General features: G+C 70.8%; 16 protein-coding genes. 7 read left to right on the top strand and 9 right to left on the bottom strand.

Annotated elements, in window-relative coordinates; all coding sequences use genetic code 11:
• Positions 1 to 111: 111 nt before the first annotated feature.
• Together ACFQS1_RS15410 and ACFQS1_RS15405 are read left to right on the top strand one after the other, a co-directional pair.
• A complete protein-coding gene (locus ACFQS1_RS15410; RefSeq protein WP_378968402.1) occupies positions 112 to 2,880 on the top strand; it encodes a putative bifunctional diguanylate cyclase/phosphodiesterase in 2,769 nt (922 codons plus the stop codon).
• Positions 2,881 to 3,061: 181 nt separating this feature from the next.
• Entirely contained in the window at positions 3,062 to 4,330 is a 1,269-nt protein-coding gene (locus ACFQS1_RS15405) for an MFS transporter (protein WP_378968399.1), read from the top strand.
• On the opposite strand, the gene ACFQS1_RS15400 is transcribed toward ACFQS1_RS15405, so the two are convergent.
• A complete protein-coding gene (locus ACFQS1_RS15400; RefSeq protein ID WP_378968397.1) occupies positions 4,286 to 4,918 on the bottom strand; it encodes a DUF2461 domain-containing protein in 633 nt (210 codons plus the stop codon). The two genes, ACFQS1_RS15405 and ACFQS1_RS15400, sit on opposite strands and share 45 nt — an antisense overlap.
• Before the next feature lie 238 nt (positions 4,919 to 5,156).
• Here ACFQS1_RS15400 and ACFQS1_RS15395 point away from each other — a divergent pair, with 238 nt between their 5' ends.
• Together ACFQS1_RS15395 and ACFQS1_RS15390 are read left to right on the top strand one after the other, a co-directional pair.
• Positions 5,157 to 6,941, top strand: coding sequence for a galactose-binding domain-containing protein (locus tag ACFQS1_RS15395; protein WP_378968395.1), 1,785 nt, complete (start codon positions 5,157 to 5,159; stop codon positions 6,939 to 6,941).
• Positions 6,942 to 7,009: 68 nt separating this feature from the next.
• Complete coding sequence (locus ACFQS1_RS15390; RefSeq protein ID WP_378968393.1) at positions 7,010 to 8,056, top strand: LacI family DNA-binding transcriptional regulator; 1,047 nt, start codon at positions 7,010 to 7,012, stop codon at positions 8,054 to 8,056.
• On the opposite strand, the gene ACFQS1_RS15385 is transcribed toward ACFQS1_RS15390, so the two are convergent.
• The gene (locus tag ACFQS1_RS15385; protein ID WP_378968391.1) at positions 8,037 to 8,354 is read right to left on the bottom strand and encodes a CU044_2847 family protein; all 318 of its coding nucleotides are present in this window, start codon (positions 8,352 to 8,354) and stop codon (positions 8,037 to 8,039) included. The genes ACFQS1_RS15390 and ACFQS1_RS15385 overlap by 20 nt on opposite strands.
• A gap of 123 nt (positions 8,355 to 8,477) precedes the next feature.
• Positions 8,478 to 9,806 carry a peptide deformylase gene (locus ACFQS1_RS15380; RefSeq protein WP_378968388.1) on the bottom strand — a complete coding sequence of 443 codons (1,329 nt, stop codon included), beginning with the start codon at positions 9,804 to 9,806 and terminating at the stop codon, positions 8,478 to 8,480.
• 51 nt (positions 9,807 to 9,857) lie between these two features.
• On the opposite strand from ACFQS1_RS15380, the gene ACFQS1_RS15375 reads away from it, so the two are divergent.
• Positions 9,858 to 10,832, top strand: coding sequence for a prenyltransferase/squalene oxidase repeat-containing protein (locus tag ACFQS1_RS15375; protein ID WP_378968386.1), 975 nt, complete (start codon positions 9,858 to 9,860; stop codon positions 10,830 to 10,832).
• Here the strand turns inward: ACFQS1_RS15375 and dinB are convergent.
• Complete coding sequence (gene dinB / locus ACFQS1_RS15370; protein ID WP_378968384.1) at positions 10,801 to 11,976, bottom strand: DNA polymerase IV; 1,176 nt, start codon at positions 11,974 to 11,976, stop codon at positions 10,801 to 10,803. The two genes, ACFQS1_RS15375 and dinB, sit on opposite strands and share 32 nt — an antisense overlap.
• A gap of 172 nt (positions 11,977 to 12,148) precedes the next feature.
• Here dinB and ACFQS1_RS15365 point away from each other — a divergent pair, with 172 nt between their 5' ends.
• Both ACFQS1_RS15365 and ACFQS1_RS15360 read left to right on the top strand, forming a co-directional pair.
• Positions 12,149 to 14,104, top strand: a complete 1,956-nt coding sequence (locus ACFQS1_RS15365) for a S53 family peptidase (protein ID WP_378968381.1) — start codon at positions 12,149 to 12,151, stop codon at positions 14,102 to 14,104.
• Positions 14,105 to 14,244: 140 nt separating this feature from the next.
• On the top strand, positions 14,245 to 14,655 hold the full coding sequence (locus ACFQS1_RS15360; RefSeq protein WP_378968379.1) for an Hsp20/alpha crystallin family protein: 411 nt from the start codon (positions 14,245 to 14,247) through the stop codon (positions 14,653 to 14,655).
• On the opposite strand, the gene ACFQS1_RS15355 is transcribed toward ACFQS1_RS15360, so the two are convergent.
• The 5 genes from ACFQS1_RS15355 to ACFQS1_RS15335 all read right to left on the bottom strand — a co-directional run bounded on the left by ACFQS1_RS15355 (position 14,630) and on the right by ACFQS1_RS15335 (position 20,304).
• Positions 14,630 to 15,253, bottom strand: coding sequence for a carbohydrate-binding protein (locus tag ACFQS1_RS15355; protein WP_378968377.1), 624 nt, complete (start codon positions 15,251 to 15,253; stop codon positions 14,630 to 14,632). The two genes, ACFQS1_RS15360 and ACFQS1_RS15355, sit on opposite strands and share 26 nt — an antisense overlap.
• Positions 15,253 to 16,311 (bottom strand): ABC transporter ATP-binding protein, encoded by a 1,059-nt coding sequence (locus tag ACFQS1_RS15350; protein WP_378968375.1) that lies wholly within the window; start codon positions 16,309 to 16,311, stop codon positions 15,253 to 15,255. The genes ACFQS1_RS15355 and ACFQS1_RS15350 overlap by 1 nt, the downstream gene beginning before the upstream one ends.
• Before the next feature lie 27 nt (positions 16,312 to 16,338).
• Complete coding sequence (locus ACFQS1_RS15345; protein ID WP_378968373.1) at positions 16,339 to 17,427, bottom strand: ABC transporter ATP-binding protein; 1,089 nt, start codon at positions 17,425 to 17,427, stop codon at positions 16,339 to 16,341.
• 41 nt (positions 17,428 to 17,468) lie between these two features.
• Positions 17,469 to 18,446, bottom strand: a complete 978-nt coding sequence (locus ACFQS1_RS15340) for an ABC transporter permease (RefSeq protein WP_378968371.1) — start codon at positions 18,444 to 18,446, stop codon at positions 17,469 to 17,471.
• A gap of 115 nt (positions 18,447 to 18,561) precedes the next feature.
• On the bottom strand, positions 18,562 to 20,304 hold the full coding sequence (locus ACFQS1_RS15335) for an ABC transporter substrate-binding protein (RefSeq protein WP_378968369.1): 1,743 nt from the start codon (positions 20,302 to 20,304) through the stop codon (positions 18,562 to 18,564).
• Positions 20,305 to 20,324 lie beyond the last annotated feature (20 nt).

The following is a 20,324-nucleotide window of genomic DNA, read 5'->3' as shown; positions in this document are numbered from 1 at the left end:
GCACCCGGCGCCACCGGTTCGGCCCGGCGAAACCCTCAAGCGCGGCGCGGTAGGCCCGATCTCGGGTACATCCGTCCATCCCGGGACGGCCCATCCCCGGACGGAGCGCCGATGACAGGCAGGGTTGCGCTGAGCCGCTGGTCGCGGCTGTGCCTGGTGGTCGGCGCCGTGGTGGCCGCGTTCGCGGTGGTGCTGGGCGCGGCGGCCGACGGCGCCCGCACCGCCCAGCTGGTCTCCAACTTCGGTCAATGCTATGCCGCGATCAGCGCGGCGGTCGCCTGCCTGCTGCGGGCGTATCGGTTCCGGGGCCGGACGCGGGGCGGCTGGGCCCTGATCGGCCTGGGCGTGCTGAGCTGGGGCATCGGCCAGTGCACCTGGGTCTACCTGGAGACCTTCCGCGGCGTCGAGGCGCCGTTCCCGTCGATCGCCGACGCCGGCTACCTGGGGATGGTCGCGCTCACCGCGGTGGGGCTGCTGCTCCTGCCGAGCCGCGCGCAAGCCCTCGCCTACCGGATCCGCAGCGTGCTCGACGGCCTCATGGTGGCTGCCTCGCTCGTGCTGATCGCCTGGATCTTCGTGGTCTCCCCGCTGATCGAGGCCGGCCAGGACACCGCGCTCGGCCTGTACGTGAGCCTGACCTACCCGCTCGGCGACGTGGTCATCACGACCATCGTGATCTACATGCTCGCCCAGCAACGACGGCACGGGCGCACGTTCTCGCACCTGGCGCTGGTCGGGGGCGGCATCGTCGCGTTCGCGGTCTCCGACATCGGGTACGCGTACCTCAACCTCAAGGGCGGGTACTCGTCCGGCGGCCTCACCGACATCGGCTGGTTCGCGGGGTTCTCGCTGATCCTGCTGGCCGCCACCAAGCCGGTCCCGGCCGTGGCCGGCGAGCGGGACACCGCCGCCGACGGCGGCCAGCCGGTCGGCATCCTGCTCCCGTACGTCGCGGTGCTGGCGGCCCTGTTCACCACGGTCATCTGGTACGCCACCACCGGGCAGACCAGCGTCTTCGTCGCCTACACCCGGTCCGCGCTGATCCTGCTGATCGTGGGCCGGCAGCTGCTCACCCTCTGGGAGAACCGCGATCTCACGCGGACGCTCGAGGCCCGCGTCGCCGACCGCACCGCCGAGCTGTTCGCCAGCGAGCAGCGGTTCCACGCGCTCGTGCAGCACAGTTCGGACGTGGTCACCGTCGTCTCCCCCGAGGCCGACGTGCTGTACCAGAGCGAGTCGGTGCAGCGGGTCTTCGGCTATCCGGCCCGGACGCTCAGCGGGCGGCGGCTCACCAAGCTGGTCGACCCCGAGTCGGGCATCCGGCTCGCCCAGGCGCTGCGGCAGGTGGCCGGCCGGCCGTACGCGACGACCGTGCTCGAGCTGCCGATCCAGCACCGGGACGGCCGGGTCCGCCAGGCCGAGATGACCATCACGAACCTGCTCTCCGACCCGAGCGTCGGCGGGCTGGTGCTCAACACCCGCGACATCAGCGAGCGCAAGGAGCTGCAGGACCAGCTGGTGCACGAGGCGTACCACGACGCGCTCACCCAGCTCGCCAACCGCGCGCTGTTCCGCGAGCGGGTCGCCGAGGCGCTGCGCACGCGCGAGGCCTCCGACGACGTCACCGTGCTGTTCCTCGACCTCGACGGGTTCAAGGAGGTCAACGACAGCCTCGGCCACCTCGCCGGCGACCAGCTGCTGGTGCAGGTCGCCGACCGGCTGCGCGCCTCGGTGCGCGAGGGCGACCTGGTGGCCCGCTTCGGCGGCGACGAGTTCGCGGTGCTGGTCCGGTCGCCGGCCGCCGACCCGTCGCCCGGGTCGCCGGCCGCGGATTCCTCCCCGACCGCCGAGACCGATGCCGAGCGGGTCGCCCGGCGCATCGTCGAGGTGCTGGAGCAGCCGTTCGGCAGCGACACCCGCGACATCCACGTGCAGGCCAGCATCGGCCTCGCCGCGGCCTCGAAGCTCGGCGAGCCCGAGGGCGACGGCGCCGAGCAGCTCATGCGCAACGCCGACCTGGCCATGTACAAGGCGAAGTCGGCCGGCGGCGGCTGCTACGCCGCCTACCACCCCGACATGCTCGCCGGGCTCGTCGCCCGGCTCGAGCTGGAGGCCGACCTGCGGGTCGCCCTCGATCGCGGCCAGCTGCACCTGCACTACCAGCCGACGGTCGACCTGGCGACCAGCGAGGTCATCGGCTTCGAGGCGCTCGCCCGCTGGCAGCACCCCGAGCGCGGCATGATCCCGCCGGCCGAGTTCATCCCGATCGCCGAGGCGACCGGGCTGATCGTGCCGCTGGGCCGCTGGGTGCTGCGCGAGGCGTGCCGCAAGGCGGTCGAGTGGAGCGCCCGGTCGGGCGGCCGCAAGGTCAAGATGGCGGTCAACGTCTCGGTGCGCCAGTTCGACCGGGCCGACCTGGTCGAGGTGGTCGCCGGGATTCTCGCCGAGTCCGGCTTGCCGGCCGACCAGCTCTGCCTCGAGATGACCGAGAGCGTGCTGATGACCGACACCGACGACAACCTCGAGCAGCTGCTGCGGCTCAAGGCGCTCGGCGTGACGCTCGCGATCGACGACTTCGGCACCGGCTACTCCTCGCTGGCCTACCTGCGCCGCTTCCCGGTCGACACCCTCAAGATCGACCGCTCGTTCGTGGAACGGCTCGGCGCCCTGACCGACGACACCGCGCTCGCCGACACGATCGTCCAGCTCGGCAAGAGCCTCGGCATGGCCACGGTCGCCGAGGGGATCGAGGAGTTCGGCCAGCTCGCGGCGCTGCGGGAGATGGGCTGCCAGTTCGCGCAGGGTTACTACTTCTCCCGCCCGGTCCCGGCCGACGAGGCCGGCCGCCTGTTCCTCGACGGCGCCGGCGCCGTCCGCTGACCGGCCGTGGACAAATCGCTTGACCGGCGCGAGCGGGCGACGACAGACTCCACCGCATGAGAACCCCGCATCGCATCGTGTGTCCCTCCGGTGCTGTGCGCGGTCTGCTGGGCCGATGACCCTCTAGCGAGCGGCGCGCACCCTTCGACGCACCGGGACGTCGCGATCCCGGAGACTTCGCATGTCGCCGTACCGTTTGTATCTGCTCATCTGCGGGCTTGGCTCGTTCGCCGCCAAGGTCGCCTTCACTCTCAACCTTGTCTATCAGGCCACCGTGGTCGGGCTGTCGCCGCTTCAGCTCGTGCTGGTCGGGACCGTGATGGAGGGGGTCTGTTTCGTCGCCCAGGTGCCCACCGGCGTGATCGCGGACGTGGTCAGCCGGCGGCTGTCGGTCATCGTCGGCTATCTGCTGATGGGCGCGGGGCTGCTCGTCTGGGGGCTGTTCCCGTCGTTCGCGGCGGTGCTCGTGGCCAACGTGATCTGGTCGATCGGGGCGGTCTGCGTCGACGGGGCCGAGGAGGCCTGGGCCGCCGACGAGATCGAGCCCGGCCGGGTCACCACCGCGTTCGTGCGGGCCGGTCAGGTCGGGCAGGCCGGATCGCTGGCCGGGATCCTGGCGGCCATCGGGCTCGGCTATGCCGGGCTGGCGGTGCCGATCGTCGTGGGCGGCGCGTTGACGCTCGCTCTCGGCGTACTCGTCATGGTCTTGATGAAGGAAGAACGCTGGACGCCGACCGCGACCAGGAACTCGATGCGACGCCAGGTCGTGGCCGGCGGCCGCGCCGTCCGCGGCAGCACGCTGCTGGCGGGGATCGTGGCCGGCACGTTCTTCGCGGGGCTGAGCAGCGAGGGCTTCGATCGGCTGAGCCAGCCGTTCCTGCTGCCGTCGCTGGGTGACCGGCCGATCGAGCTGGTCTTCGGCGGGCTCGCGATGGCCGCGACGCTCGGGTCCATCGCGGCCACCGGCCTGGTGGGCCGATGGCTGAACCGGCACGAGCCGAGCGGGCACGAGCCGAAGGGCGCGCACGAGCCGAGCGCGCATCCGCGGCGGGTCGGCCGGCTGCTCGCGGCTCTCGAGGCGGTCACCGCGGCAGCGATGATCGGGTTCGGGCTGTCCGGGCAGTGGTGGGTGGCCGTGCCGCTGTATCTGCTGGTGCGGCTGCTGCGCAACGCCACCGCCCCGATCATGAGCGTGTGGCTGGTGTCGGCAACCGGGCCGGAGTCGCGGGCCACGGTCTTCTCGATCCAGGCGCAGGCCGACGCGCTGGGCCAGATCGCCGGCGGTCCGCCGGTCGGCGTGGTGGCCCAGCGCGCGTCGATCGGCGCCGGCATCTCGGTGGCCGGGCTGTTCCTGCTGCCGGCGGTGTATCTCTTCGGGCTGGCGGCCGCCAAGGCGCCGACGGCGTCAGCGGCGGGGCGGCCCGACGTGGTCGTCGAGCCAGTCGCGTAGCGGCCAGCTCTTCCGGAAGAACTCGACGACTCGTTTTAGCGCCGCCGGGGTGCCCAGCCAGGCAGCCGGCTCCCACTCCGTCCAGGTGGTGAGGCCCTTGTGGCGCAGGAGATCCACCCGGGGGTGATCCTTCGGATAGCCCCTGGGTGCGGTCTTCAGGCTGCCGTGCCCGTGCACCACGACGTCGGCCTTCTCGATGCCCGCGATCACCTCGGTGAGCTGCTTGCCGGTGCGGTCGTTGGCGACCGCCTTGCGGTAGCGGTCGAGCTGGTCGGGCTCGAGTTGATACATCCCGCAGCCGGCCGCGAGCCCGTCCGCGGACAGCTGGATGTACCCGCCCCGCTCGAGCCAGGCCCCGAGATGCGTCTTGTACGGCGACTTGTCGTTGCTGAACCGCACGTCGCGGTACGGCCGGAAGATCTTCCCCGGCCCGAGCTCGGGCTCCAGGGCCGCGAGCAGCTCCAGCATGGGGCCGCGCACCTGCTCCTCGTAGAACGGGAGGTGGGCGGTCCAGTAGGTCTTGGAATTGTCGGCGGTGAGGCCTTCGTAGAACTCGAGCGCCTCACTCGGCCAGCCACGGAACGTCACCCGCAAAGTCTCCCCCCGAACCGGCCCGATCGACAGCACCGGCGTTCCGGAACCGAGACCCGATCCGGTGGCCGACCTGCGCGGACGCGAGGCGGCAAGATCGGGAAGCGCTTCCTCGCCCGCTAGCAGGCATTGACACGGCTGGAAACCGGGGTTCAGAGTGTCGTATCGAAGAGCGCTTTCACGCCCGTTCCCCGACGGGTCCTCGCTCGGACACATCCCCAACCAGGAGTCGCCCATGACATCCCCAGTCCTGGACGGGCCCGGGACGCGCCGCCGCCGGCCGTCACCGACCCGATTCCTCGCCCTCACCGCCGGGTTGGCCGGCCTGCTGGCGACCTTCCTCATCGCCGCCTCCCCGAGCGCGAGCGCCGCCGAAGTGGTGGTCTCGCAGGGCAAGCCGGCCACCGCGTCGTCGACCGAGGTGGCCGGCGCCTATCTGCCGACCGAGGCCAACGACGGCAACAACGGCACCCGGTGGGCCAGCACCTGGTCGGCCACGCAGTGGTGGCAGGTGGACCTCGGCGCGACCACGGCGGTGAGCCGGATCGCGATCAACTGGGAGGCCGCGTACGCGAAGGCCTTCACGATTCAGTTCTCCACCAACGGGTCCAGCTACACCCAGGCGTACTCGACGACCACCGGCACCGGCGGTCAGCAGAGCATCGCCGTCTCCGGCAACGCACGATACGTCCGGATCAATCTGACGACCCGGGCGCTGTCGGCCTACGGTTACTCGTTCTGGGAGTTCCAGGTCTTCTCGGGCGGCGCCACCACGACGACGCCGCCGACCACGCCACCGACCACCCCGGTCACCACACCGCCCACCTCGAGCGGCGGGGCCAAGCTGCTCTCCTACCACAAGCCGGCGCGGGCGTCGTCGGAGCAGAACGACGCGAACTGCAACCCGTGCACCGCCGACAAGGCCTTCGACAACGACCCGGCCAGTCGCTGGGCGACCAACCCGACCGGCGGCTGGGTCGACCCGGGCTGGATCTACGTGGATCTCGGCGCCACCGCGCAGGTCACCCAGGTCGTGCTGCAGTGGGATCCGGCGTACGGCAAGGCCTATCAGATCCAGGTCTCCGGCGACGCCGCGAACTGGTCGACGATCTACTCGACCACCACCGGCGACGGGCTCAAGGACGTCATCAACGCCACCGGCAGCGGGCGTTACGTGCGGATGTACGGCACGGCCCGGGGCGGCCCCTACGGCTACTCGCTGTGGGAGTTCAGCGTGTACGGCACGGGCGGCAACCCGACCGCGCCGCCCGCCAAGCCGGCCGACCCCACGTTCCCGGCCACCCGGCTGGTCTTCGCCGACGAGTTCAACGGCGCTGCCGGCACCCGCGTCGACCAGTCGAAGTGGACGCTCGACCCGGGCACCGGGCAGAACGGCGAGCAGGAGTATTACACCAACGGCGACAACGCGGCCATGGACGGCCAGGGTCACCTGGTCATGACCGCCCGCAAGGAGACCGCCGGCGGCCGCGACTACACGTCGCACCGGATGAACACCGGCGGCAAGTTCACCTTCCAGTACGGCCGGGTCGAGGCGCGCATCAAGGTGCCGAAGGGCCAGGGCTTCTGGCCGGCGTTCTGGATGATGGGCGCCGACTTCCTCACCGGGCGGCCGTGGCCGTACAACGGCGAGGTCGACATCATGGAGGTGCTCGGCAAGGACACGTTCACCAGCTACTCGACGCTGCACGCGCCGATGTACAACGGCGGGGGCGGCTACGGCAGCTCGTACAAGGCGGCCGGCAACGCGGACCTGTCCAGCGACTTCCACACCTGGGCCGCCGAGTGGGACTCGAAGGGAATCCGGTACTTCCTCGACAACACCCAGGTCTTCTACGCCAGCAAGGAGACGGTGGAGAACACCCGGGGCGCGTGGATCTACGACCACCCGTTCTACCTCATCCTGAACCTCGCGGTCGGCGGTGACTGGCCGGGCCCGGTCGACGCGAGCACGCCGTTCCCGTCGCAGATGCTCGTCGACTACGTCCGCGTCTACCAGTGAGAGGCCAGGGCGCCGCCGCCGACAACGGCGGCGCCCGGCCCGATCGGGGCGCTGCTATAACAGACCGCATGACATCCCGGCCCGCTCGCGGTGGCCAGCACCCGACGATGGACCAGGTGGCCGAGGCCGCGGGCGTCTCCCGGGCCACGGTCTCCCGCGTCATCAACGGCGCGCCCAGCGTCGACGCCAAGATCCGCGAGATGGTCGAGCGGGCGATCGCCCAGACCGGCTACGTGCCCAACGTCGCCGCCCGCAGCCTGGTCACCCGCCGCTCCAACTCGGTGGCCCTGGTGATCAGCGAGCCCGACCGGCCCGACAACAACTCGTTCCTCAACCGGATCTTCACGGATCCGTACTTCGGTCGCATCACCGCCGGGGCGACCAGCGCGCTGCGCCCGCACGACGTCCACCTGGTCGTCATCCCCACCGACTCGACCGACCACCATCAGGTGGTGCGGTACCTGCGCCAGGGCCACGTCGACGGCGTCCTGCTGATCAGCAGCCACGAGCAGGACACCCTGCCCCGGCAGGTGCACGAGCTCGGCATCCCGGCGGTGGTGTCGGCCCGGCCCACGTCGCCGATCGCGGTCAGCTACGTGGACGTCGACCAGCGGCTCGGGGCCCGCCTGGCGGCCGACCATCTGCTGAGCCGGGGCTGCCGGCGGCCGGCCACGATCAGCGGGCCGCTGGACATCCCGTCCGGGCTCGACCGGCTCGAGGGCTTCCGCGACTACCTGGCGTCCCGCGGCTTCTCGCCGGTGCCGACGGTCGAGGGCGACTTCACCCGCTCGAGCGGCGAGGTCGCGGCGCGGCGGTTGCTCGCCGCCCATCCCGACATCGACGGCCTGTTCGTCGGCAACGACCTGATGGCCGAGGGCGCGCTGCGGGCGGTGCAGGATCTGGGCCGGCGGGTGCCGGACGACATCGCGGTCGTGGGGTTCGACGACAGCAGCGCGGCGCTCGACTGCCGGCCGTTGCTCACGACCGTTCGCCAGCCGGTGGAGGAGATGGCGGCCGAGATGGCCGAGGTGCTGCTGGCGCACATCGCGAGCCCCGGGCGGCTGCCGCGGTCGGTGACCTTCCAGCCGACGCTGGTCATCCGGGACTCGGCGTAGGCCGCTGCGGGTCCCAGGCCAGCGTCACCTCGAAGTTGCCCTCGGTCGCCGCCTTGGCGACCAGCCAGTTGGTGGTCCCGGTGACCTTGATGCCGAACTTCACCTCGACCCGGTCGGGCGCCATCTCCTTCACCTGGTCGAGGACCGCGCGGGCGGCGGCCACCGCGGGGGCCATGGCGGTGCGGACCCGGCCGATCACCTCCTCCGCCGAGGTGGCCGGGACAAAGCCGTCGACCGGCTGGATCTCGAACGAAACCGCGACATCGTCCACCGAATACGTGACGACCTGAGACGACATGCGCGCCAGAGTACAAGCAACGACAAAGACAAACCTTTATCCGTACGGGCTCGGCAAAGGCACCCGGCGCCGCGGCGACCTGAGCGGTGGGTCACGGCCATAGCGCCGCCGCCGGGCCGGCGATCAGACCGGGCGCCAGGTCAGCCGGGTGGGTACCGGCGCCGGGCCGAGCCGGTTCTCGGCGCGCATCCGCCGGTAGTCGGCGACCGCGAGCGGCCGCTCCCCCGCGGGCATCCGATCGGCGTCGGTGTAGACCTTGCCGTTCAGGTGGTCGATCTCGTGCGCGATGCTGCGGGCCACCGGCCCGGCGAAGACCCGCGGCTCCGACCGGCCGTCCACCGACACCTTGATCCCGTAGGGGCGGCGGACCCGGCCGCGGACGTCGAAGAAGCTGAGGCACCCCTCGTAGTCGGTCACCGTCTCGATCGTCTCCTCGACGATGCGCGGGTTGACCAGCTCGAGATAGCCGTCCCGGTACAGGCCGGCGTCGTGGGCGCTCCCGCCGGCCGGCCGGCTCACGATGGCGATCCGGCAGCCGATGCCGAGCTGCGGGGCGGCTATCCCCCGGCTGACCTCCGGGCTGAAGGCGTGGAAGCGGCCGACCCAGCCGGCGACCTCGCGCAGGTGCCGCAGCACGTCGCCGGCGAGCTCGCGGTCGGCGGGCCGATCGAGGTCGAGCGGCCGCGCCACCGCCGCCAGGTCCCCCAGTCCGCCGCCGCGGGCAGGGCCGCACGTCTGCACACCGCTGCCGCGGGCGGGGCCGCACGACTGCACGCTGCCGCCGCGGGCGGGATCGGGCATCTGCAGGATGCCAAACTGGCCGAGGACATCGGCCGCGCGCTCGGCCCGCGTGGACTCCGGGATGCGCCGCCAGAAGAACCAGTCGAGCCGGACGCGGCCGCCCTCATCGAAGCCCTCGTCGCCGGCCCGCGCCGACCAGGAATAGACGACCTTGCCGGGCTCGTCCCGGACGGTCACGTCGGGCAGCGGCCGCGGCCCGTCGCCCGACGGCGGCACGCTCATCCCCCAGCAAACGGGCGCCAGGGCGGCGGGCAGGTGCGCCTCCATCGAGATCGCCTCGATGGTCGCCGCGATCTCGCCCTCGTACCGCTGCGGGCCGGCCGCGCGGTAGCGGTACTCGACGACGGCCTCGGCGCCCGGCGCGAGCGGCGTGTCGAGCGGGTAGGTCAGCAGGTAACGGACCCGCCGCCCGTCGTACCCGAGCGGCTTCGCCGGGACCGGTTGCCGGCGGCCGAGGTGCGGCGAGCCGGCCTGTCCCCGGCCGGGCTTCGTGAGCGTGAACCAGGCCGCCACGTCGATCGGACCGGGCGCCTCGAACTCGTACGCGTGCCGGGCGGTCTCGCCGTCGTTGCCGACCCGGCGCCGCTGGACCACGTGGTACGAACGGCCGTCGTAGTGCACCTCGCCGTGATCGTGCAGCAGCCTGATCACCGCTTCCCCTCACCCCGCCGGAAGCTGAATGCTAAGGCTTAGGCTCGCACGATGACGACGCTGGAATGGCTCCTCGAGGGCGACCCGTCGATCCGCTGGCAGGTCCTGCGTGACCTGGCCGGCGCGAGCGACGAGGTGGTGGCCGCCGAGCGGGCGCGGGTGGCCGGCGAGGGGTGGGGCGCGCGTCTGCTGGCGCTGCAGGGCGAGGACGGCCGGTGGGCGGGTGGCGCGCTCTTCCCGGCCGGCACGACCAGCCTGGCGAACGGGCAGCCGTGGACCGCGACCGAGCCGACGCTCACGTTGCTGCGGATCCTCGGGGCCGATCCGGCCGACGATCGTGTCCGCCGGGCGGTGGCCAAGGTCAAGGTCAACTGCCGCTGGGAGTACGACGACCTGCCGTTCTTCGGAGGCGAGGTGGAGCCCTGCATCAACGGGCGCACGGTCGGGCTCGGCGTCTACTTCGGCGAGAACGTCGACGGGCTGGTCGCGCGGCTCGTCTCCGAGCAGCTCGCCGACGGCGGGTGGAACTGCGAGGCCGAGCGCGGCTCGGTTCGCTCGTCGTTCGACACCACGATCAACGTGATGGAGGGGCTGCTGGCCCACGAGCGGGCCACCGGCGGCACCGGGGAGTCGACCGCGGCCCGCCGCCGCGCCGAGGAATACCTGCTCGAACGTCATCTCTTCCGCCGGCTCCGCACGGGCGAGGTCGTCCGGCCGGAATACTTGCGGCTCTCGTTCCCGCCGCGCTGGCACTACGACGTGCTGCGGGCGCTGGACTACTTCCGCGACGCCGGTGACGCCCCCGACCCGCGGATGGCCGAGGCCGTCGAGATAGTGCGCGCGAAGCAGCAACCGGACGGCACCTGGCCGCTGGAGCACACGCATCGCGGCGACGTCCACTTCGCTCTCGACGACGGCGACGGGAAGCCGAGCCGCTGGAACACCCTCCGGGCCCAGCGCGTGCTCGACTGGGTTGCCAAGAGCTGGTCGCGAGCTAATCCGGGAGGATCGGGACCGACGGGTTGAGGTCGCGGCCCAGGGTCGCGGCCCGGGTCAGCGACCGGGAGCCGAAGCGGTCGCGAACCGCGTCCATCGCCACGTCGAGGCTGTCGTCGTGCAGGTCGTCGAAGAGCGAGGGCTGGACGTTGGCCTCGCTGTCGAGGTTGCTCACCGCCACGCCGACCAGGGTCAGGCCGCGCGTCTCGATCAGCGGGCGGGCCTCGGCCAGCAGCGCGCGGGCCGTCTCCAGGATCGCCCGGGTCTGCATGGTGGATTTCAGCAGGCTGCGGGAGCGGGTGGCGCGGCCGAAGTCGTCGAAGCGCAGGCGCAGGGTCACCGTGCGGCCCGCGCGGTGGGCGTTGCGCATGCGCCGGGTCACCCGGTCGACCAGGGCCGCGAGGGTGGCGTCGATCTCGGCGAAGGGTCTCGGCCGGCGGCCCAGCGCGCACTGGCTGCCGATCGAGCCGCGGCGGTGGCCGACCCGCACCCGCCGGGGATCCCGGTTGTGGGCGAGCGCGTGCAAATGGCGGCCGTGGTGGGCGCCGAGCAGGCTGACCAAAGTGGCCTCGCCGAGGCGGGCCACGTGGCCGACCGTGGTGATCTGGTGTTTGCGCAGCTTGCCGGAGGTGACCGGGCCGACGCCCCAGAGCCGCTCGATCGGCAGTGGGTGCAGGAACTCCAGCTCCTTGCCGGGCGGCACCTCGAGCAGGCCGTCGGGTTTGCCGACGCCGCTCGCGACCTTGGCCAGGAACTTGGTGCCGGCGATGCCGACGGTGATCGGCAGGCCCACGCCGGCGCGCACGTCGGCGCGCAGGCGGGCCGCGATGTCGCGGGCCGGACCGCGGATCTTGTAGAGGCCGGTGACGTCGAGGAAGGCCTCGTCGATCGAGATGCCCTCCACGAGCGGCGTGGTGTCGCGGAAGATGTCGAACACCGCGCGGCTGGCCTCCGCGTACGCCCGCATGCGCGGCGGAACCACGACGGCGCGCGGGCAAAGCGCCCGGGCCTGGGTCAATCCCATCGGGGTGCGGACGCCGCACGCCTTGGCCTCGTAGCTGGCGGCGAGGACCACGCCCATGCCGACCAGCACCGGACGACCGCGCAACGAGGGATCGTCGCGCTGCTCGACCGACGCGTAGAAAGCGTCGAGATCGGCGTGCAGGATCGTCACCCTGCGCAGCTTAGTACACCTGTTCGAAGCAGGCCAGTCTACCTGCGAAGACGTTTGTCTAGACAGCCCCAAAAGATCGAGGAATTTAGCTTCGGAGTATTGACCGGCCAACATCTGCGGGCGTTATGTGGGGAGGTTCTTCCGCTTCACTGCCACTCGATGTGGAGGCAAAGTGATCAGATCGACCATGAGGTCGCGGCTGGCGTTGGTGGTCGCCCTCGGCACCGCCGCGGCCTCGGTCCTCGGGGCCGGCCCGGCCACCGCCGCGGCCCGCCCCGGACGGCACGCCCTCTCGGGCAGCCAGCCGCGATGGCTGTCCCGGGCGCGCGCCACCGGCGGCGCCCCCGCCGCGGCCGACAAGATCCAGTTCGGCATCCTGCTCAAGCTGCGCGACCCGGCGGCGGCCGAGGCCACCCTCGCCTCGATCTCCGACCCGGCGAGCGCGTCCTACGGCAAATGGCTCTCCACGAGCCAGTTCAAGCAGGCGTACGCCCCGGCCCGGTCCGACGTGGACGCCGTGCGCTCCTGGCTCAAGGGCCAGGGCTTCGCGCTGCGCGACACGCTCGGCGGCATGTACGTCGAGGCGTCCGGCAGCACCGCCCAGATCGACAAGGTCTTCGGCACCACGCTGAAGAACTACGTGTACCAGGGCAAGACGGTGCACGCGAACAGCACCTCGCTCTCCCTGCCGGAGAACACCCCGTCCGCGGTGCTGGGCGTGGTCTCCGGCGTGCTCGGCCTCGACCAGGGCCAGGCGCTCAAGACCCCGGGCGACACCCTGCCCGGCCCGGACACCGGCTTCCGCCCGGGCACGCCGTCCTCGGCGTACTACGGCGAGAAGATCGCCACCACCCTACCGGCCGCGCACGGCAAGAAGCAGCCGTACGTGGTGCGCGGCTACGAGCCGCGGCAGTACCAGTCGGCCTACGGCGTACGTGACCTGATCAAGCACGGGATCGACGGCCGCGGCGTCACGGTGGCGATCACCGACGCCTTCGCCTCGCCGACCATCGAGCACGACCTGGCGACGTACTCCCGCAAGCACGGCCTCCCGGCCGTGAGCCGGCACCAGTTCACCCAGATCACCCCGCCCGCCGACGGCTACGACCTGATCGACGAGTGCGGCGGCGCCGGCTGGTACGGCGAGGAGACGCTGGACGTCGAGGCCGTGCACGCGATGGCCCCCGGCGCCCGGATCGTCTACGTCGGCGGCGCGGACTGCTCCACCGGCCTCGACGAGGCGTGGGCGACCACGATCGACAACCACGTGGCCGACATCGTCACCAACTCGTGGGGCACCGGCACCGACAAGGTGGACGACCTCGGCCAGGAGTACATCGACTTCTACCAGCAGTTCTCGCTCGAGGCCGCGCTCACCGGCATCACCGTCGACTTCTCCAGCGGCGACGCCGGCGACGAGACCCAGGGCGGCACCCACCCCGAGCTCAAGACGGTCGACTTCCCGGCCGACCTGCCGTATGTGACCGGGGTCGGCGGCACCAGCGTCGGCATCGACAAGCACGGCAAGCGGGTCTGGGAGCACGGCTGGCAGTCGGCCTACTCGGCGCTGTCGGCGGACGGCAAGTCGTGGGGCGCCCCGGCGTACTCGTCGGGCGGTGGCGGCGGCACGAGCATCCTGTTCGGGCAGCCGTTCTACCAGCGCGGCGTCGTACCGGACTCGATCGCGAAGTACTTCGGGGCGACCCGGATGCGTGTCGTGCCGGACATCTCGATGCCGGGCGACCCGAACACGGGCTTCCGGGTCGGCCAGACCCAGGAGTTCCCCGACGGGACGTACTACGACGAGTACCGCATCGGCGGCACGAGCCTGTCGTCGCCGCTGCTGGCGGGTCTGCAGGCGGTGCAGAGCCAGAAGCGGCACCACCCGGTCGGGTTCGCCAACCCGGCCTACTACCGGGCCATGAACACCAAGAAGATCACCGACATCGTGGCGCCCCGCAAGCCGGTGCTGCAGGCCCGCGTCAACTTCGTGAACGGGGTGGACGCGGCCGACGGCCGGTCCTTCCAGCTGCAGACCGTCGACGTGCAGACGACGACGATCCACAGCACGCGGGGCTACGACGCCGAGACCGGCGTCGGCGTACCCGGGCCGGCGTTCTTCAAGTAGTCGCATTTGATCGGAAGGTGTGGGGCGGGCCACGATGGCCCGCCCCACACGCGCACCTGGGAATTCCGCAGCGTGGATTCCGGTTGACGCCGGAGGTTGAGCCCACCCCGCTCAACTCTGGAAAGCTGGAGGAACCACCCATGTTGCTCACCAGCGCGACCGTCCGCGAGCTCGACCGGCTCACGGCCCGCGTGTTCGATTCGTCGTCCCGCAGCACCGGCGCCCGCCTGGACGCGTACCGCATCGACGACACCTTCCACATCGACATCGACCTGCCCGGCGTCGACCCGGCCGGCATCGACATCACCGTGGACCGCAAGGTTCTGACCGTCCGCGCCGAGCGCAAGCGCGCCGAGGGCGAGAACGTGAAGTACGTCGTGGCCGAGCGCCCGACCGGCCCGGTCAGCCGCCAGGTGTTCCTCTCGGACACCCTGGACACCGACCGGCTCGACGCCCGCTACGAGAACGGGGTGCTCACACTGAGCATTCCGGTCCGGGCGAAGGCGGCGCCACGGAAGATCGAGGTCAGTGCCGGAACCGCAGCCAGTTGACGTTGAGGAACTCACCGTCCCCGTCGCGGGCGAAGGTCAGGTAGACCGTGTGCACGCCCGTGACGGGGGTGAGCGTGACCTCGTCGGTACGCCACTGCTGCCAGTCGCCGGTGCGGGTCACCCGCATCGTGCCGATCGGCGTCGCGTCCGGCGCGTCGAGGCGGATGTCCATCCGGCCGCCGTCCTCGGCCGCCGACGCGACCCGCACGTCAACCTTGGTGGCCGGCACCGGTCCGAAGTCGTAGTCGTCGAACCGGATCGAGTCGCCGTCGGCTATCCAGCCGGCGTTCTGCCCGCCGCCCTCGTCGGCGGTGTCCTGGGTCTGGATGCCGTTCAGGGCGCCCGTCTCGGCCTGGAGCCTCTCGTAGACGGTCGGTGACGGCGGCGCGGTGGTCGGCGCCGGCGCCATGGTCGCCGGAGCGGACGAAGCGGGCGCGGGGAGCGCCGCCGAGGCCGCCGGCGCCGCCGGCGTGTCCTGCCACCGCCCGATCAGATAGCCCACGAGCACCAGGCCCACCGCCGCCAGCGCGTACAGAGCGCGCTGGCGATTGCGGTAGGCCCGGGTGCGGTAGACGGACGGGTTGGCGGGTGCGACCACTAGACCACTTCGGCGACGATCGACTCGACCGGCGGCTCGGCGAAGTGGCAGGCCACGTCCTGGTGGGGCGCCTTCTGCTCGAGCGGCGGGTCCTGGGTGGCGCAGATGTCCTGCGCCTTCCAGCACCGGGTGCGGAAACGGCAGCCCGACGGCGGGTCGACCGGGCTGGGGACGTCGCCGACCAGGCGGATCCGCTGCTTCGGCGGCACGCCACGCACCACCGCGATGTCCGGCACCGCCGACAGCAGCGCCTGCGTGTAGGGGTGCTGCGGCCTCTCGTACAGCGTGTCCCGCGGCGCCTCCTCGACCACGCGGCCGAGATACATGACCGCCACCCGGTCGCAGAAGTGCCGCACCACGCCGAGGTCGTGCGCGATGAAGACGAACGCGATGCCCAGCTCCTTGCGGAGGTTCTCCAGCAAGTTCATGACCTGGGCCTGGATGGACACGTCGAGCGCGGAGACCGGCTCGTCGGCCACGATGATCTTGGGGCGGGCGGCGAGCGCGCGGGCGATGCCGATGCGCTGCCGCTGACCGCCCGAGAACTCGTGCGGGTAGCGGTTGTAGTGCTCCGGGTTGAGGCCGACGACCTCGAGCAGCTCCTGCACCCGGCTCAGCTCGCCGGCCTTGGGCACCATCCCGTGCGTACGCAGCGCCGTGCCGACGATGGTGCCGACCGTGTGCCGCGGGTTCAGCGACGAGTACGGGTCCTGGAAGATCAGCTGGATCTCGCGCCGGTAGGGCCGCAGCTGCCGCTCGGACATGTGCGCGATGTCGACGCCCTGGTACTTGATCTGACCGGCCGTCGGCTCGAGCAGCCGGGTGATCAGCCGGGCGGTGGTGGACTTGCCACAGCCGGACTCGCCGACCAGGCCCAGTGTCTCGCCGGACTGCACGGTCAGGCTGACCCCGTCCACGGCCTGCACCCACTTGGTGCCGCGGGCCAGGAGGCCGTCGCCCTTGGTCCGGAAGTGCATCTTGACGTCGTCCAGCTCGAGCAGGGGCGCGCCCTCCACCGAGCGGACGCCGGACTTGGCTGTATTGGTTGCAGTGGTCATCGTCGCCATTCCTGAAAGAGCGCGGGCCTAAGGCAGCCGGGGCAGAACTTCGGTCTCGAACACCTTGTCGGGTTCCTTCAGGTGGCACCGGGAGGTGCGGCCCTGGTCGGCGGTCCGCGGGATCAGCTCGGGCTTGAGGGTCCGGCACAGGTCGCCGCCCACCCGCTCGCGGAACTCGCACCGCGGGTGGAAAGCGCAGCCGCTGGGCATGGCGAGCAGGCTCGGCGGGGAGCCGGGGATCGGGTGCAGCGGGCCGGGCGTGCCGGAGACCGCCGGGATGCTCTCGAGCAGGCCCCAGCTGTACGGGTGCAGCGGCGTGCCGAGGATCTTGTCGACCGGGCCGTGCTCGACCGCGTTGCCGGCGTACATCACCAGGATGTCGTCGGCGATCTCGGCCACCACGCCGAGGTCGTGGGTGATGAACACGACCGCCGAGCCGAAGTCGCGCTGGAGGTCGGCGATCAGGTCGAGGATCTGCGCCTGCACGGTCACGTCGAGCGCCGTGGTGGGCTCGTCGGCGATCAGCAGTTTGGGGTCGTTGACCAGCGCCATCGCGATCATGGCGCGCTGGCGCATACCACCGGAGAACTCGTGCGGGTACTGATCGACCCGGCGCGCCGGGTTGGGGATGCCGACCCGGCCGAGCATGTCGATGGCGCGCGCCTTGGCCGCCCGCTTGGACACGTTGTGGTGCGCCCGGTACGACTCGGTGATCTGGTCGCCGATCGTGAAGAACGGGTGCAGCGAGGACTGCGGGTCCTGGAAGATCATCGCGGCGTCGGCGCCCCGGAAGCTCATCAGATCCTTCTCCGACATGCCGACGACCTCCTTGCCGCCGACCTTGATCGACCCGGAGATCCAGGTCGACTTGCGGTCGTGCAGGCCCATGATCGCCATGCTGGAGACGCTCTTGCCGGAGCCGGACTCGCCGACGATCGCCAGCGTGCGCCCGAGCGGGAGCGAGTAGCTCAGGCCCTGGACCGCCTGCACCTTGCCGTCCGCGGTGGGGAACTGCACGTGCAGGTCGCTGACCTCGAGGTACGCGTCCTCGCCCTCGCGGCGGGCGCGGGGCGTCCGGGTGACCGTCTGCGGGGCCCGGACAGTCTGTTCGGTCATGTTGCCGCCTTGCTGGCCAAGATTGGGCTGGGCTGTGTCGCTCATCCGAGACGCACCCGGGGATCGAGGACGGTGTACAGGATGTCGACCACGAGGTTCATGACTACCAGGACCGTGGCGCCGACGACCACACCGCCCATCAGGACCGGCAGGTCGTACTGGTTGAACGCGTTGAGCAGGCGCAGGCCGAGGCCCGGCAGCTGGAAGATGCGCTCGGTGAAGATCGTGTTGACCAGCTGGAACGCCACGTCGACGCCGAAGATCGTGATGACCGGGGTCATGGCGGCCCGCAGGCCGTGCCGGTAGATCACGCGCCGTTCCGAGATGCCCTTCGACCGGGCGGTCCGGGTGAAGTCCTGGCCCAGGGCCTCGATCATGGAGGCTCGGGAGTAGCGGGTGTACGAGGCCGAGTTGGTCAGGCCGAGACAGAGCCAGGCCGCGAGCAGACCGCTGGCCCAAGCCGCCGGATTCTCGAAGAACGGCGTGTACTGCGTCTTGGGCAGGAAGGTGGCGTACAGCGCGATGACCAGCGCGACGATGAAGTACGGGACCGAGCTGAGGACCAGCGAGCCGCCGACGGCGACGCGGTCCAGGCTGGTCCCGCGGAGCCGGGCCGCGGTCGTGCCGATCAGGACGCCGAAGAGCAGATAGATCGTGGCGCCGCCGATGACGATCGAGAGGGTGACCGGGACGGCCTTGGCGAGGATGTCGGTGACGGGCACGCCGAGCACGTACGAGTACCCGAGGCAGGGCGCGTCGCAGTGCCGGGTGACGCCGCCGGTGGTGTAGTCGCGGCCGACGACGATGCCCTTGAAGTACGAGGTGATCTGGGTGGCCACCGGCTCATCGAGATCGAGGCTGTCGGTGATGTTCTGCAGCCGCTCCGGGGTGCACCGCGGCCCGCAGATGACACCGGCCGGGTCGGTCGGCGCGACGAAGAACAGCAAGAAGCTGGCCACCACTGTGACTATCACGACCGAGATCGCGCTGATCACGCGTCGCAGGATGTACAGCAGCACGGCGGGCACCTCTGGAGATGTAGAGATCGGTTACTGGGGGAAGCGAAGGTAGGGGTTACCGGTGGCCCGGCCGCAGCGAGAGCGGCCGGGCCACCGGCGAAGGAACTGACCGAGGTCAGCTCTTCAGGTACATGTCCGGGAAGAACGGCATGCCCACGGTGGCGTCGCCGACGGCGCCGCCGATGTTGCTACCGGCGATGACGGCCATCTTGGTGTAGTACCAAGGCAGCGCGACGTACTTGCCCATGATCTCCTGGTCCAGCGGCGCCCACTTGGCGGTCGCCTCGTCGGTCGACAGGGCCGCGACGTCCTCGATCTTCTTGTCGAGGGCGGCGTCCTGCATGAAGCCCCAGCTGATGCCGTCGGCGATCGAGCGGGACTCGAACAGCACCGGCAGCCACGACGAGCCGGTCGGCCAGTCGGAGCACCAGCCGCGCGGGCCCTGAGCCAGGTTCACCGGCGAGCTGTAGTCCGAGATCTTGGCGCGCAGGTCGGCCGTGGCCACACCGATCGCCTTGACCTTGAAGCCGGCCTTGGTGAGGGCGTCGGCCCGGATGTTCGAGATCTGCTGCGGCAGCGGCTTGGTGTTGTCGTAGTACCAGCTGACCTCGAAGCCGACCTTGCCGGCCTCGGTGAGCAGCTGCTTGGCGCCCGCCGGGTCACCGGCACCGGTGCCGGTCAGGTCCGGGTACGGGGTGTACTTGTTGTGGCCCGGGACACCCGGCGGGAGGAACGTGCTGGCCGGCTCGGCGCTGTAGTCGTTGTTGCCGTTGGCCTTGGACAGCGCGTCCCACGGCATCGCCTTGGCGATCGCCTGGCGGACCTTGAGGTCCGTGATCTTGCGGGTGTCGATGTTCAGGACGTAGAGGCAGGGGCTCTCACCCTTGATCAGCTGGTTGGCCTTGTCGCCGGTGAGCTGCGGGATCAGCGAGGCGTCGATCTCCTCGTACTGCAGCGCGTTGGCGTCGTCGCCGTTGCTGTTGAGAACCTTCTGCTGCGTCGAGACGAGCTCGCCGCCCCACTTGAAGCTCCACGCGTCCGCGTACGCGTGGCGCACCGGGTCGGTGTTGGGGTCCCAGTTCGGGTTCTTCTTCAGGGTCAGCGAGGTGCCGGCGACGTACTGGTCGAACATGTACGGGCCGGTCGACAGCGGGTGGTTCTTGTAGTCCTGCTTGGTGTCCTTCGCCTTCGGGATCGGCGTGAACATCGGGAAGGTCATGTAGAACGGCAGGTCCGCGAACGGCTTGGCCAGGTGGATGATCAGGGTGTCGGTGCCCTGGGTCTCCACGCCGGCGTAGGTGTCGCCGTCGGCGTACGGGCCCTTGTACTTGTCGCCGTCCTTGAAGTAGCTCAGCTGGTAGGCCGGGCCGTTCGGGAAGACGTCGTGGGCGAACGAGCGCTTGATCGCGTACGCGAGGTCCTCGACCTTGACGTCCGTGCCGTCCTCGTACTTGTACGTGCCGGTCATCTTGAAGGTCCAGGTCAGCTTGTCCGCCGAGACCGTACCGAGGTCGGTCAGGTCGGGGACGAGGACCGGCTGGCCGTTGCGGACCGCGTACTGCGTCGGGGTACGGAAGGTCAGCTTCTCGATCTCGTTCGAGTCGGTGTAGTACGTGTCGGTCGGGTCGAAGGTCGACGGCGTGGACTGGGCGTAGATCGTGATCGTGCCGCCCTTGTGCGCGCCGGGCGCCTCCGGAGCGGGGCCCTTGGCGTTGGGGTCGGTCGCGCTCTGCTGGGCCGAGATCTTGCCGGTATCGGCCTTACCCGAATCATTCTTGGAGGACGGGCTGCCACAGCCCGCCAGTCCGAGGGCCACGGCTGCTGTCGCCGCCACGGCCACCTTGAAGCGCCTTGCCATTTCTCCTCTTTCTTTACGGG

This window comes from Paractinoplanes rhizophilus (assembly GCF_042664765.1).
GTDB classification, from domain to species: Bacteria; Actinomycetota; Actinomycetes; order Mycobacteriales; family Micromonosporaceae; genus Actinoplanes; species Actinoplanes rhizophilus.
This window is presented reverse-complemented; position numbering and strand designations above follow the sequence as displayed.